12 protein-coding genes are annotated in these 13,186 nt (G+C 73.7%); 3 read left to right on the top strand and 9 right to left on the bottom strand.

Annotated features, from left to right (window positions below):
* Window positions 1-598: 598 nt before the first annotated feature.
* Window positions 599-1,216, top strand: coding sequence for a M23 family metallopeptidase (locus SSNG_RS15595; protein WP_007264810.1), 618 nt, complete (start codon window positions 599-601; stop codon window positions 1,214-1,216).
* Window positions 1,217-1,240: 24 nt separating this feature from the next.
* Here the strand turns inward: SSNG_RS15595 and SSNG_RS15590 are convergent, their stop codons facing one another.
* The 7 genes from SSNG_RS15590 to SSNG_RS15560 all read right to left on the bottom strand — a co-directional run bounded on the left by SSNG_RS15590 (window position 1,241) and on the right by SSNG_RS15560 (window position 7,543).
* Entirely contained in the window at window positions 1,241-2,356 is a 1,116-nt protein-coding gene (locus SSNG_RS15590) for a LamG-like jellyroll fold domain-containing protein (protein ID WP_007264809.1), read from the bottom strand.
* 34 nt (window positions 2,357-2,390) lie between these two features.
* Entirely contained in the window at window positions 2,391-3,704 is a 1,314-nt protein-coding gene (gene cseC, locus SSNG_RS15585) for a two-component system sensor histidine kinase CseC (protein WP_007264808.1), read from the bottom strand.
* Window positions 3,705-3,714: 10 nt separating this feature from the next.
* Window positions 3,715-4,428 carry a two-component system response regulator CseB gene (gene cseB / locus SSNG_RS15580; protein WP_007264807.1) on the bottom strand — a complete coding sequence of 238 codons (714 nt, stop codon included), beginning with the start codon at window positions 4,426-4,428 and terminating at the stop codon, window positions 3,715-3,717.
* Between the two features lie 42 nt (window positions 4,429-4,470).
* A complete protein-coding gene (locus SSNG_RS15575; RefSeq protein ID WP_007264806.1) occupies window positions 4,471-5,124 on the bottom strand; it encodes a hypothetical protein in 654 nt (217 codons plus the stop codon).
* 53 nt (window positions 5,125-5,177) lie between these two features.
* A complete protein-coding gene (locus tag SSNG_RS15570; protein ID WP_007264805.1) occupies window positions 5,178-5,738 on the bottom strand; it encodes a SigE family RNA polymerase sigma factor in 561 nt (186 codons plus the stop codon).
* Between the two features lie 225 nt (window positions 5,739-5,963).
* Window positions 5,964-6,899: an A/G-specific adenine glycosylase gene (locus SSNG_RS15565; protein WP_042801074.1), complete on the bottom strand. Its 936-nt coding sequence runs from the start codon at window positions 6,897-6,899 to the stop codon at window positions 5,964-5,966.
* A 23-nt stretch (window positions 6,900-6,922) separates the two neighbouring features.
* The gene (locus tag SSNG_RS15560; protein ID WP_042803577.1) at window positions 6,923-7,543 is read right to left on the bottom strand and encodes a phosphatase PAP2 family protein; all 621 of its coding nucleotides are present in this window, start codon (window positions 7,541-7,543) and stop codon (window positions 6,923-6,925) included.
* Between the two features lie 160 nt (window positions 7,544-7,703).
* Between SSNG_RS15560 and SSNG_RS15555 the strand changes: the two genes are divergently transcribed.
* The gene (locus tag SSNG_RS15555) at window positions 7,704-8,510 is read left to right on the top strand and encodes a hypothetical protein (RefSeq protein ID WP_042801071.1); all 807 of its coding nucleotides are present in this window, start codon (window positions 7,704-7,706) and stop codon (window positions 8,508-8,510) included.
* 488 nt (window positions 8,511-8,998) lie between these two features.
* Here SSNG_RS15555 and disA read toward each other — a convergent pair whose 3' ends face one another.
* Window positions 8,999-10,123 carry a DNA integrity scanning diadenylate cyclase DisA gene (gene disA, locus SSNG_RS15550; RefSeq protein ID WP_007264801.1) on the bottom strand — a complete coding sequence of 375 codons (1,125 nt, stop codon included), beginning with the start codon at window positions 10,121-10,123 and terminating at the stop codon, window positions 8,999-9,001.
* Between the two features lie 250 nt (window positions 10,124-10,373).
* The gene (gene radA / locus SSNG_RS15545; RefSeq protein ID WP_007264799.1) at window positions 10,374-11,789 is read right to left on the bottom strand and encodes a DNA repair protein RadA; all 1,416 of its coding nucleotides are present in this window, start codon (window positions 11,787-11,789) and stop codon (window positions 10,374-10,376) included.
* A 400-nt stretch (window positions 11,790-12,189) separates the two neighbouring features.
* Here radA and SSNG_RS15540 point away from each other — a divergent pair.
* The coding region (locus SSNG_RS15540) for a sigma-70 family RNA polymerase sigma factor (RefSeq protein ID WP_241695061.1) at window positions 12,190-13,186 on the top strand (997 nt) is incomplete at its 3' end.

The raw sequence follows: 13,186 nt of genomic DNA, 5'->3' as shown, positions 1-13,186 counted from the left end.
CGGCAGTCTTTCGGCTTTCCGGTTCGGGTCGGTCGGTCAAGGGTCGCCGAAGGCGATCGCGTAGCGACGCGACGAAGGAGCGCCCTTGAGGGACCGGCCCGAACCGGAAGGACGATGGGACTGACGGGAAGCCCCCACGCTTCTGTGAGACCGCCCCAGGGGGTACCGCCCCCCGGCCCCCGCCCCGCAGACGAGGGGGCGGGTGGGCAAACACCGCCCGGCCCCACGGGGTCGAGGGGGAGATAGCGGGCCCGCACCGCGAGTCCCCGCCCACCTGCGCGCCCAGCCAAGCCCCGGCACCGCCGGGGCAAACGTTCCCCGGGCGGTGACAAGCCGCACAGGGCAAATCGGACCTACTAGGAATTGTCGTAGGTTTTGCTGTCCTAGTTTGTCCCTGTGTCCGTGCAGTACGGGTGGCGTCAAGAGCGTGGAGATCCACGGCGGGGCTACGAGTCGGGGTAGTAAAAGGGGCGTTTGGGGAAGGCCGGAGGCACGGGTTACCAAGGTGGGGCAAGCCCGGCAGTGGCGGTTCGGTCCGCAGCGCCGGGATCTTTCTTGCCCGAACCACGCCCTTGTCCCCGGCCCGGGAGGTCTCCACATGTCCGCGAAGCGCGTCAGCACCCGTCGTACCCGTATCGCCGTCGCCGCCACCGGTCTCGGTGCGCTGCTGGCTCTCGGGGCCGGGACGACCGCCGCCTTCGCCGACGAGGCCCCCAGCACCCTGTCCGCCACCGCCGAGGTCGCCGCCGTCCAGGCCCAGGCCGACGCGCAGGCCAAGGCCGCGGCCGCGAAGGCCTCCCTGTGGGCCAAGCCCGTCGACAGCTACACGCTGTCCGCGACCTTCGGCAAGGGCGGCAGCATGTGGGCGCACAAGCACTCCGGCCAGGACTTCGCCGTCCCGACCGGCACCAAGGTCAAGGCGGCGGCCGCCGGCACCGTCGTGAAGGCCGGCCCGAACGGCGGCGGCGACGGTCCCGCGTACGGCAACGCCATCGTGATCAAGCACGCGGACAACACGTACTCCCAGTACGCGCACCTCTCGAAGATCCAGGTCAGGATCGGCCAGAAGGTCTCCGCGGCCCAGCAGATCGCGCTGTCCGGCAACACCGGCAACAGCAGCGGCCCCCACCTGCACTTCGAGATCCGCACCACCCCGAACTACGGCTCCGCCGTCAACCCGGTGGCCTTCCTGCGGAACGCCGGCGTCACCATCTGACCCGTCTGACTCTTGCCCCGGGGGTCAGATCAGCCAGGAGTGGGTCGGCCTGGTCTTGCCGAGCTTGTTGTTCTTCAGGCCCGTGATCTGCTCCTGGCCCAGCGCCTGGTCGAAGATCCGGATGTGGTCCAGCGGCCCCATCCACGAGGCGCTCCAGATCCCGTGGTGGCGGGCCCGGCCCAGCTGGAGGGGGCCGGGGCCGGCCCAGACCCCGGAGACCTGCGCCTGGCCGGCCTGCTTGTCGTCCACCCAGAGCGCGATGGTCTTCTTCTCGGCGTCGTAGGTGCCCGTCAGGAGCGCCCACTGGCGGGTCGTGTCCACGTTGTCCGCGACGACCTGCTGGGCCGTGGCGGCCTGGCCCTTGTCGCCGGTCTGCACCCGGAACACCCAGGCCTTCTTGCCGCCCACGATCTCGAAGCCCAGCTCGAAGGAGTACGAGTCCCCGTCGCCCTGGCTGACCGCCATGCGCGGCCCGGTCTCGGACACGTTGTAGGCGCGCGTGGAGACGGTGAAGCTCTTCGTCACGTCCACGGCGGCCTCGGCGCCCTGCGCGTAGGAGTCCGCGGCGCCCTTGAAGCGGACCTCGGTCCGGTTGGCCAGTTCCCCGAGTGAGGCGCCCGGGCCCAGGGCTATGCCCATCTTGCCGTTGCGGTCGCGCAGCAGGTTGGGTTCGCCCGGCACGGTGGGGGAGTCGTCCTCGGGGTTCTTGCTGCCGTCCGGGCCCTTGGAGGTGGGGCCGCCGGAGGCGCTGGGGGAGTCCGAGGCGGCGACGGCCGGCGGGTCCTTCGGGTCGTCGTCGGAGCCGTTCAGTACGAAGAACCCCGCGCCGCCCGCCACCAGGACGAGCGCGAGCGCCCCGATCCCGATGGTCAGCCGCTTGCGCGTGCGCTGCCGGGCCTCGGTGGCGTCGGCCATCGCCTGCCAGTCGGGTGTGGACGGGGAGGCGAGGGGCGTGGTGGCGGGGGAGGGAAACGGTTCCTCGGGCTGGGCCGGAGGCGGGCCGAAGCCGCCTCCCGCCGGCTGTCCCTGCGCGGGCCCCGGCTGGTAGGGGTTCGGCGTCTGCGGCGGGAATCCGTAGCCGCCGCTCCCCGAGGCGGGGCCGGGCTGGGGGCTGTTCGGGCGATCCGTACCGTCAGTCATGGCAGGGATGCTAGAACATCGCCGGGAGCGGCCGTCAGCCCGGGAGCTGGATGATCGGGAAGCTGCCCGTCGCCGTCGGGGCGTGTTCCGGCAGCCAGAGCACCGCCACCGCGCCCGCTGCGGCGCCCTCGTTCTCCGCGCCGCCCCGGGCCGCGACGTTGCGGAAGGTCAGCCGGGCCCCCAGGACCCGGGCCTGGCCCTCCGCGATGGTCAGGCCGAGGCCGTGGCCGACGCCCGCCCGGTCCGTGGACCCGGTCCGGAAACGGCTGGGGCCCTCGCGGAGCAGTGCCTCCGGGAAGCCCGGCCCGTGGTCCCGGACGCGTACGACCCGGCCCTCGACGTCGACCTGGATCGGGGCGCGCCCGTACCGCATGGCGTTGGCCAGCAGGTTCCCGAGGATCCGCTCCAGCCGGCGCGGGTCCGTGCTGACGATCTCGTCCGCGACGACGCGTACGGAGGCGTCGGGCATCAGCGAGGCCACCCGCCGGGACACGAACTCGCCGAGGGCCACCTCCTGGAGTTCGGCCCGCTCGGAGGCGCCGTCCAGCCGGGCGACCTCCAGGACGTCCTCGACCAGGGCCCGCATGGCCTGTGCGCGGTCGCGCACCAGCTCGGTCGGCCGGCCCGGGGGCAGCAGTTCCGCGGCGGTGAGCAGGCCGGTGACCGGGGTCCGCAGCTCGTGCGCGATGTCGGCGGTGACGCGGCGTTCGGCCTCCAGCCGCTGCTGGAGGGCGTCGGCCATGGCGTCGACGGCGCGGGCCAGGTCGTCGGTCTCGTCGCGTACGACGCCGCCGACGGCGTCCCGTACGCGTACCTCGGGGTCTCCGTGGGCCACGCGCTGTGCGGCGGCCGCGGCCTCGCGGAGGCGGCGGGAGATCTGGCCGCCGATGAGGACGCCCATCGCCGAGCCGCCGATCACGACGGCCAGGGAGCCGACGACCAGGGCCCGGTCCAGGTCGCGCACCATGTTGGCGCTCTCGCGGAACGGGTGGTGCATGGACAGCACCTGCCCGTTGCCGAGGGGTACGGCCGCCCAGACCTCGGGTACCCGCTTCGGGGACTCGTGGATGTAGGTGCCGCGCCGCCCCGAGCGGGCCTTCTCGCGCAGCTCGGCGGGCAGGTCGGGGTCGTTGATCTTGGCGCCCCAGATCGGTTTGCGGCCGGCGTCGGGGGTGCGGGCGATGTACTGGACCCGTTCCAGTTCCTGGTCGCGGGCGCTCTCCAGCATCGACACGCGGGCAGCGCTGTGCACCACCAGGCTCAGGGCGAGCGCGGTGAGGGCGCCGACGGCGGCGATGGCGAGCGTGATCTTCCAGCGGATCCCCGTACGGAGGGTGACTCGCCTCATGCGGTTCTACTCATGCCTTGAGCTTGTATCCGAAGCCTCGGACCGTCTCGATCCGGTCCTGTCCGATCTTGGTGCGCAGCCGCTGTACGTGGACGTCGACGACGCGGGTGTCGCCGCCCCAGTCGTAGTCCCAGACCCGTTCGAGGAGCCGGTCGCGGGACAGGACGGTGCCGGGCGCGGAGGAGAACTCCAGCAGCAGCCGCATCTCGGTGGGGGTGAGGGCGACGGGGGCGCCGGCCCTGCGGACCTCCATGCCCTCGGTGTCGACCTCCAGGTCGCCGAAGGACAGGACGCCGCGTTCGTCGGAGCCGTCCGCGCCGGCGGAGCCGTTCGCGCCGTTCTGCGGGCCGCCGGCGTGGCCGAAGCGGCGCAGCACGGCGCGGATGCGGGCGACGAGGACGGAGCCGTCGAAGGGCTTGGTGACGTAGTCGTCGGCGCCCGCCTCCAGGCCGAGGACGACGTCGATGCTGTCGGCGCGCGCGGACAGCATGATGACGGGGACGGTGGACTCGTCGCGGATGCGCCGGCAGAGGCTGACGCCGTCCATGCCGGGCACCATCACGTCGAGGAGGGCGATGTCGGGCCGGTTCGCCCGGAAGGACTCCAGGCCGGACAGTCCGTCGGGCATGGCGGTGACCACGAACCCGTCGCGTTCCAGCGCCAGGGTCGTGGCCTCGCGGATGACGTCGTCGTCCTCCACGAACAGCACGTGGGTCTCGGCCATGCCCAGCCTCACTCCGGTTCCATCGTCGGTGCGGTCGGTCAGTCAGTCGTTCTTCTGCGAGACGGCCGGGGCCGGCTGCATCCCGGGGTTGTAGACGTTGCTGTACTCCGAGTGCACCCGGTCCTGCTCGGCGAACCGTTCGCCGTTCCAGCGGTACGTGATCACGTCCTCGCCGGACGGTTCGGAGGGGGCGGCGTCGTGTCCGTAGACGGGCTTGCTGACGACCAGGTCGCCCCGGTCGATCTCCGCGTAGACGGGCTTCTGCTCGTCCGCGAACACATTCTCGTACGCGGAGCCGTTCGACCGGTACACGTACGAGCCGCGGCCCAGGGCGTCGGCGCAGGACAGGACGTTGACGACGACGTCGACGACGGTGTTGCCGGTGATCTTCCCGTAGCTCACGTCGATCGGGTACTCCTTGCCCGTGCAGGGCTTCAGGTCCCGCTTGATCTCGGCGCTGACCTTGGGGTCGGCCTTCAGCAGGGCGACCGGGTCGACCCGCTTGACCGGGCTGCCGGTGGACGCGGCGGGGGAGTGGCCCGGGGCCGGCGGTTTGGTGGGGCCGCCGGTGGGCTGGTTGCTGCGCGCCACCGGATCGGTGCGCGCGGGCCCGCCGTCGCGCAGTCCGGTGCCCCCGGCGGAGCACCCGGCCGCGAACAGCACTGTGCCGACGAGGACCGTGGTCCCCGCCGACATGAGTACCAGCGAGCTTTTGCCGCTCAGGCTTTTGCCGCTCGGACTTTGGCCGTTCAGGCCGCGCACCGCTCCCGCCCCTCGTAGCGCGTGGTGTGGTCACCGCGTTCCAGGGCACGCATGTCCAGGTCCCGGCTCTCCAGCTCCTGACGGAGCCGGGCCAGGGCGCGGTGGAGTGTGCTCTTCACGGTTCCCGCCGACATACCGAGCGCCGCGGCCGTCTCCTCGGTGCTCATCTGCTCCCAGTGTCGCAGCACGACGACGCTGCGCTGCTTGGGCGCGAGCACCTTGAGGATGTCCATGAGGAGGGCGCGGTCGGCGCGCTGGTCCGAGCCGTCCTCGACGGAGGCGTCGGGGAGCTGCTCGGTGGGGACCTCGTCGAGCTTGCGGGCCCGCCACCACTCGGTCCGCGTGTTGATCATGACGCGTCGCAGGTAGGCGTCGGCGAGGGACTTGTCGGCGATGCCGTCCCAGCGGCCGTAGGTGCGCACGAGGGCGGTCTGGAGCAGGTCCTGGGCGTCCGTGGGGTCCGGGACCAGGCGCCGTGCGCTGCGCAGCAGGGCGTCCTGCCGGGTGCGTACGTACTCCTCGAACTCGAGTACCTCTCCGTGCGCCATGCGTACCGCCTCCACTGCGTCCCCGTCTCCGCTGTCTTACGGATCCGAAGTTACGGAGGGGTTGTCACGGCACTGTGCGGGTCAGCCTGCGGTGGGCGCACGGACACCCGTAGGTTGTGTAACAGTGCCCGTGAGCTGCGGTTTCCCGGCGTTAAACGGAATCTTCGAGTCAACTTCGAGTGAATCCCGAGGGGGCGCCCGGCCGTGGGGCGGCGCCCCCGGGACTCAGCTCTGCGGCAGCCGGTACATCCCGTGCGCGAGGGGCTCCACCAGCCCGTCCGACACCAGCCCGTCCAGCGCCCGGGCCCGCTGCACCGGTTCGTCCCACACCGTGTCCAGCACCGCCTGCGGAACCGGGCCCACCGCCTCCCGCAGCACCGCCAGCAGCTTGCCGCGCACCTGGCGGTCCGTACCGGCGTACGTCTGACCGCGCCGCGGCGGCCCGTCGTGCGCGGGTTTCCCCGCCAGCCGCCACGCGCACAGCCCCGACACCGGGCAGCGGGCGCAGTCCGGGCTCTTGGCGGTGCACACCAGCGCGCCGAGCTCCATGGAGGCCGCCGCCCAGCGGGCCGCCGTCGGCTCGTCCTCGGGCAGCAGCTCCCGCGCCAGCCGGCGTTCGGCGGCGGTGGTGGCGTTCGGCGGGTACTCGACCCCGGTCGCGGCGCGCGCGAAGACCCGGCGCACGTTGGTGTCCAGCACCGCGTGCCGCTGCCCGTACGCGAAGGAGGCCACCGCGGCGGCCGTGTACTCGCCGATCCCCGGCAGTGCGAGCAGCTGGGCGTGGTCCCGGGGCACGTCGCCGCCGTGCCGTTCCGTTATCGCCGCGGCCGCGCCGTGCAGCCGCAGCGCCCGCCGGGGGTAGCCGAGCCGCCCCCAGGCCCGTACGGCCTCGCCCGGCGCCTCGGCGGCCAGGTCGGCGGGCCGGGGCCACCGGGCGAGCCACTGCTCGTACACGGGCAGCACCCGGCTGACGGGGGTCTGCTGGAGCATGAACTCGCTGACCATCACCCCCCAGGGGCCGGCCTCGGGCCGGCGCCAGGGGAGGTCGCGGGCGTGCTCGTCGAACCACGCGATGACGGGGGAGTGCAGCGCGGAGGCGGCGGAGGCGGGCGTCGCGCGGGACGCGGAGGGCGCGGAGGCGTGTGAGGGGGATGCAGTCATGACATACGGCATCCTGGCACGTTTCAGGGCCGGTGCGCGGGGCCCGGACCGGTGAACCAGACGGCCGCGCGGTTGCCGCTCCCCTGGACGGCGGTGGTGAGCCTGATCATCGGACCGGTCAGCGCCGCCACGGCCAGGACGGCCAGGGAGGCGCCCAGCAGCAGGCCCATGCCGACGTCGTGGGGGTAGTGCACCCCGACGAAGACGCGGGAGAAGGCCATCAGCAGCCCCATCGGCAGCGTCAGCCACGCGAGGCGGGGGACGGCCAGCGCCAGCGCGACGGCGGCGGCGCCGGCGATGGCGGAGTGGTTGCTGGGGAAGGACCAGTCCCCGTACGGCGGGCAGGGGACGAGGGAGGCGGCCGCCCCGGCCACCGCCCGGCAGGGCCGTTCCTCGTCGATGGTGGACTTCACGAGCTCGGACGCGACGTACACGAGCGCGGTGACCAGCGGCGCGAGCACGGCCAGGGCGAGGGCCCGGGGATCTCCGCCCTGCTTCCCGCGCGCACGCCACCAGACGGATATGTAGAGCAGGCCGAACACGAGGAGGCCGTACTCGGTCCAGACCTCGACCACCTTCTGCACCCAATGGGGCGTGGTGTGGGCGAAGTCGGTGATGTCGCGATAGAGGTCGGAGCTGTCCATGGTCACCGACCGTACTCGGCACCCCGTCGCGGCCGTGCCGGACCCCTGGCCGGATCTGGCCGTTCCCGGGTGCTCCCGCGGGATGATCATCGGCAAAACCTGCCGGACGTGCGGCATGTGGGGCGCTGAACGCGGCACGAGTTCTCGTAAGGTTCGGTGCGTGGGATCTCTGCGCAATCCGGTCGGGCCGCTCCCCTCCTCCATTTACTGGCGGCGGAGGGCCGTGCTGGCGTCCGTCGCCGCGCTCGTCGCGCTGCTCGCCGTATGGTTCGTCAGTTCCAGCGGCGGCAGGACGAGTACGAACGGCAAGGGCGGCGGCGACGGCTCCGGACCCGTGCGCACCATCACCCCCGGCCCCTCCGGCACCGGCCCGGCGATCAGTCAGGCCCCGGGCGGACGCGGGGACTCGGGCAGCGGCGGCGGCGCCACCGGCCCGGCGAAGAACGGCGACGCGGGCGGCGCCGGCGCGGGCTCCGGCGGCGGCGCGGGCTCCTCGTCCTCCGGCGGATCCGGCGGCCCCGGCGGCTCGGCCCCGGCACAGGTCCCGGCGGACTCCCCGCTGCCGACGTGCCCGGCGAGCGCGCTGCAGTGGGAGGTCAAGAGCGTCAAGAACGAGTACGAGGCGAACGAGAAGCCCCGCCTGGAACTGCTCGTCCGCAACACCTCCGGCAGCACCTGCAAGTTCGGCCTCGGCCCGAAGCAGGCGGTCATGACCATCTTCCAGACGACGGGCGCCAAGGCCGTCTGGTCCTCCGCCGACTGCCCGACGGGCGCGGCCAACGCGTTCTACCGGCTGCCGGCCCAGGGCGAGACGAAGCAGTCGGTGGAGTGGGACCGCAAGCCGAGCGCGGCGGACCAGTGCCAGAACCCCCCGCAGGGCAACCCGGCCCCCGACACCTACGTGGTCGAGGTCAAGTCCCCGGGCCTCCCGGTGGCCCGCACGTCCTTCGTCCTGAAGCAGGACTGACCCTTCTTGACGCGCCGCTCGCGCGGCTGCGACAGCCTCCGGCCGTCGGACCCGGGGCGGGGTCGGTTCGGGTGGCTGGTGCCGGTGTGTCGTCTGCGGGCGGGTGTGCCGCTGCGCGGGGCTGGTCCCCTACCCGCCCTTCCACCGTTCCCAGGGGCTCCGCCCCTGACCCCGCGCCTCAAACGCCGGCGGGGCTGAAAGACCGGGGCTCCGCCCCTGACCCCGGTACCGGACGCTCCGCGCCCGGTGCGCTCAAACGCCGCGCGGGCTGGAATTTCGCTGCGCGAAATCCAGCCCCGCCGGCGTTTGAGGCGCGGGGGTCCGGGGGCGGAGCCCCCGGGAGGGGTCCGGGCGCAGCCCGGGGAACGGGCGAAGGGCGGGTAGGGGAACTCGCCCCGCGCAGCGGCACAGCCACCCGCACCGGACCCCCCGGCCCCGGCCCAGGCGCACCGGCCCCAGCCGAACGGCCCGGGAAAGAGCCGGCCAGGCTAGACGTAGCGTTCGAGGATCGAGGACTCCGCCAGGCGGGACAGGCCCTCGCGGACGCTGCGCGCACGGGCCTCGCCCACGCCGTCCACCGTCTGGAGGTCGTCCACCGACGCCGCCAGCAGCTTCTGCAGCCCGCCGAAGTGCTCCACCAGCCGCTCGATGATCGCCCCCGGCAGCCTCGGCACCTTCGCCAGCAGCCGGTACCCGCGCGGCGACACCGCCGAGTCCAGGGTCTCCGGCGAACCCGTGTACCCCAGCGCCTTCGCCACGATCGCCAGCTCCAGCAGTTCCGGATGCGTCAGCGCGTCCAGCGCCGGCAGCGCCTCCTCCACCGTGCGGGAACGCTTCGCCGTCGGTTCCGGAACGTAGTCCCGGATCACCAGCTCCCGCTCCTGCTCGATGCCGACCGTCAGCTCGTCCAGCTGGAGCGACAGCAGTCGCCCGTCCGTGCCCAGTTCGACCACGTACTCGGCGATTTCCGTCGCGATCCGGCGGACCATTTCCAGCCGCTGCGCGACGGCCGTGACGTCGCGGACCGTGACCAGGTCCTCGATCTCCAGCGCCGACAGCGTGCCCGCGACCTCGTCCAGGCGGAGCTTGTACCGCTCCAGCGTGGCCAGCGCCTGGTTCGCGCGCGACAGGATCGCCCCGGACTCCTCCAGGACCCGCCGCTCCCCGTCCACGTACAGCGCGATCAGCCGCATCGACTGCGACACCGACACCACCGGGAATCCGCACTGCTTGGAGACGCGGTCCGCCGTGCGGTGACGGGTGCCCGTCTCCTCCGTGGGGATCGACGCGTCGGGCACCAGCTGCACGCCGGCCCGCAGGATCTTGGTGATGTCCTTGTCGAGGATGAGCGCCCCGTCGAGCTTGCACAGCTCGCGCAGCCGGGTCGCGGTGAACTCCACGTCCAGCACGAAGCCGCCGGTGCACATCGCCTCGACGGCCTTGTCCATGCCCAGGACGATCAGGCCGCCCGTGTTGCCGCGGACGATCCGCTCCAGCCCGTCGCGCAGGGGCTGACCAGGCGCGACCGCGCTCAGCGAAGCGCGCATCAACGCCTCGTGCTTGGAGCTCGCGCCGGACTTCCCGGGTGCTGCTGCCCCGTCCTTGGCTGCCACTGCACTCCTCCGGTCGCGGGTTGCGCCGCCGCGTACGGCCGGGCGGACCAGCACAAAGTCTACCGGCGCACGCTGCGCGCCCGCCGGGGCTTGGCCCGTACCGCCGCCACGAGGGCCCGTACGGGCCCTGCGCCCCGCCCGTCGGGGGACCCCCGCCGGGGGGCGGCCCGGGCCGCGTCCGGCTCACGTCGGCCCGCTGACCTGGCGTTTGGGGCGCCGTCCGGGCCCGTCGTCGGAGTAAAGGATTCCGCTACTCGGCCGCCGCCCGCTCCTTGGCCGGCGTACGGGAGCGCCCGCGCGGCAGGACCCGCAGCGCGTCCCCCATGTCAGCGACCTCGGTCACCTTCATGCCCGGCGGCACCTTCCCCGGATCTGCCGGGACCAGCGCGTGCGTGAAGCCGAGCCGGTGCGCCTCGGCCAGGCGCCGCTGCACGCCGGTCACCCGCCGCACCTCGCCGGCCAGGCCGACCTCCCCGATGGCCACCAGGTTCTTCGGCAGCGGAACGTCGCTCGCCGCCGAGGCCAGCGCCAGCGCGATCGCCAGGTCGGCGGCCGGCTCCGTCAGCTTCACCCCGCCCACGGTCGCGCTGTAGATGTCCCGCTTGCCCAGCGCGGTGATCCGGCCGCGCTGCTCCAGCACCGCCAGCATCATCGATACGCGCGAGGTCTCCAGGCCCGAGGTGGTGCGGCGCGGGGAGGGGATCTGCGAGTCGACGGTGAGCGCCTGCACCTCGGCGACCAGCGGGCGCTTGCCCTCCAGGGTCACGGTCAGGCAGGTGCCCGGCACCGCCTCGGCGCGCCGGGTCAGGAACAGCCCGCTGGGGTCGGCGAGCCCGGTGATGCCCTCGTCGTGCAGCTCGAAGCAGCCGACCTCGTCCGTGGCGCCGTAGCGGTTCTTCACGCCGCGCACCAGGCGCAGCCGTGCGTGCCGGTCGCCCTCGAAGCCGAGCACCACGTCCACGAGGTGCTCCAGCAGGCGGGGGCCGGCGATGGCGCCGTCCTTGGTGACGTGGCCGACGAGCAGGGTGGCCATGCCCCGCTCCTTCGAGGCGCGGATCAGCGCGCCGGCGACCTCGCGGACCTGGGCCATGCCGCCGGGCGCGCCGTCGATCTCGGGGGAGGCGATGGTCTGTACGGAGTCCAGGACCAGCAGCGAGGGCTTCACCGCGTCGAGGTGGCCCAGTACGGCCGACAGGTCGGTCTCGGCGGCGAGGTAGAGGTGGTCGTTCAGGGCGTTGATCCGGTCGGCGCGCAGCCGCACCTGGCTCGCCGACTCCTCGCCGGTGACGTAGAGGGTGCGGTGGTCGCTGGTGGCCGCCTTCGCGGCGACGTCGAGCAGCAGCGTCGACTTGCCGACGCCCGGCTCGCCGGCCAGGAGGACCACGGCGCCGGGGACGAGGCCGCCGCCGAGGACGCGGTCCAGTTCGTCCACGCCGGTGCTGCGGGCGGTCGCGGTCCTGCCGTCGACCTGGGCGATCGGCAGTGCGGCGGCCGAGACCCGGCCGGCCGCGGTGGTCCGTACGGCGGGCGCGCCCATCTCCTCGACGGTCCCCCACGCTTGGCACTCGGGGCACCGGCCGAGCCATTTCACGGTGGCCCAGCCGCACTCGGAGCAGCGGTAGGACGGCCGGTCCTTGGCGGATGAGCGAGATGTACGGGCAGCCATGCCGCCCACGGTAGCCGCCGCCACCGACAACGCCCGACCGGTCCGGCAGGCGGGACCGGTCCGGCAGGCGGCACCGGGGCGGGGCGGCGGACGCGGCGGGGTGGCGGTCGCGGCGGGGCGGCCGACGCGGCCCGACGTCAGGGCGGCTGTCAGCGGAGTGGCGATCTGTTCACCCTTAAGGGCTAAAACCCCGGAAGGCTTCCGGAGGGCCACCGGCGCGCCGCCTACGGTTCGCCGAGTGAACAGCAGCGACCAGGGAGACCCCGTATCGCGCACCGGCGCACACCCGGCGCACAGGCGCACACCCCGAGCGGAATGGACGGGTCCGGCGGGTGGCGCGGGTGGCGAAACGGGTGGCGCGCAGGGTGCGCCTGTTGCCGGTGGGGCGTCCGATGCGGTAGTGGCGCCCGGGATGGGCGGTGCGGGTGGTGCGCACGGTGCGGATGCGGCACGTGCGGCACGTGGGGCAGGTGGTGTCGGCGGTACGGATGCTGCCGCCGACGCCTGCGACACCCTCCGGCTGGAGCTCCCCGAGCCGCCGCCCTTCCGGCACGAGCCCTACCTGGACGGCCTCTTCACGTACTGCCTGTCGGTCCTGTGCGACCACGAGGCCGCCGCCGACGTGCTCGGCGACGTCCTCGCCGTGGCCGAGCGGCACCCCGGTCGATGTCCCGACGAGAGCGACCGGCGGGCCTGGCTGTACGCCCTCGCACGCTGGGCCTGCCTGCGCAGGCTGGCCGAGCGCAGGCGCGTACGCCAAGGGGCGCATTCCACCCGGCGCACGCCGGAGCACACCGACCCCGAGCACACGCCCCGGGCGCACCGCCCCCTCGACGTCAGCGCCTACCACCGCACCGAGCTCGCCCGGCTCGCCTGGCCCGAAGCCGCCGGCACCACCCCCCAACAGCGCGAAGCCCTCGAACTCGCCGTCCGCCACCGCCTCGGCGTCACCGAACTCGCCGCCGTCCTCGGCACCGCCCCCACCACCGCCCGCGACCTGCTCTCCGGCGCCGCCTGCGAAGTCGAACGCACCCGCGCCGCCCTCGCCGTCGTCGAGACCGCCAACTGCCCGGCCGTCTCCCGCATCACCGGCGACGACGACGGCCCCGGCCCCGGCCAGGTCCTCCTGTCCGCCACCCTGCGCGCCGAGCTCGTCCGCCACGTCGACGACTGCCCGCGCTGCCGCCGCGTCGCCGAACGCGTCGGCGCCGGCGCGCCCTGGCCCGGCTCCGGCGGCATCAACGCCGCCCTCCCCCTAGTCCCCGCCCCCCGCACCGCCGTCCACGCCGCCATGCTGCGCTCCGGCCGGCGCCGCGGCGGCCGCCCCCGGCCCCGCGCTTTCGACCGCACCGGCTTTCCCATGGACCCCAAGGGACCGCGCCCGCCCCGCCGCGACC

This window comes from Streptomyces sp. C (assembly GCF_000158895.1).
Taxonomy (GTDB): domain Bacteria; phylum Actinomycetota; class Actinomycetes; order Streptomycetales; family Streptomycetaceae; genus Streptomyces; species Streptomyces racemochromogenes.
Note: the sequence above shows the minus strand (reverse complement) of the source record. Positions and strands in the feature narration are given on the sequence as shown.

Bases quoted from the DNA above. Each gene is read 5' to 3' on its own strand.
- SSNG_RS15595 (WP_007264810.1), top strand. From the start codon at position 599: ATGTCCGCGAAGCGCGTCAGCACCCGTCGTACCCGTATCGCCGTCGCC.
- SSNG_RS15590 (WP_007264809.1), bottom strand. From the start codon at position 2,356: ATGACTGACGGTACGGATCGCCCGAACAGCCCCCAGCCCGGCCCCGCC.
- cseC (WP_007264808.1), bottom strand. From the start codon at position 3,704: ATGAGGCGAGTCACCCTCCGTACGGGGATCCGCTGGAAGATCACGCTC.
- cseB (WP_007264807.1), bottom strand. From the start codon at position 4,428: ATGGCCGAGACCCACGTGCTGTTCGTGGAGGACGACGACGTCATCCGC.
- SSNG_RS15575 (WP_007264806.1), bottom strand. From the start codon at position 5,124: ATGTCGGCGGGGACCACGGTCCTCGTCGGCACAGTGCTGTTCGCGGCC.
- SSNG_RS15570 (WP_007264805.1), bottom strand. From the start codon at position 5,738: ATGGCGCACGGAGAGGTACTCGAGTTCGAGGAGTACGTACGCACCCGG.
- SSNG_RS15565 (WP_042801074.1), bottom strand. From the start codon at position 6,899: ATGACTGCATCCCCCTCACACGCCTCCGCGCCCTCCGCGTCCCGCGCG.
- SSNG_RS15560 (WP_042803577.1), bottom strand. From the start codon at position 7,543: ATGGACAGCTCCGACCTCTATCGCGACATCACCGACTTCGCCCACACC.
- radA (WP_007264799.1), bottom strand. From the start codon at position 11,789: ATGGCTGCCCGTACATCTCGCTCATCCGCCAAGGACCGGCCGTCCTAC.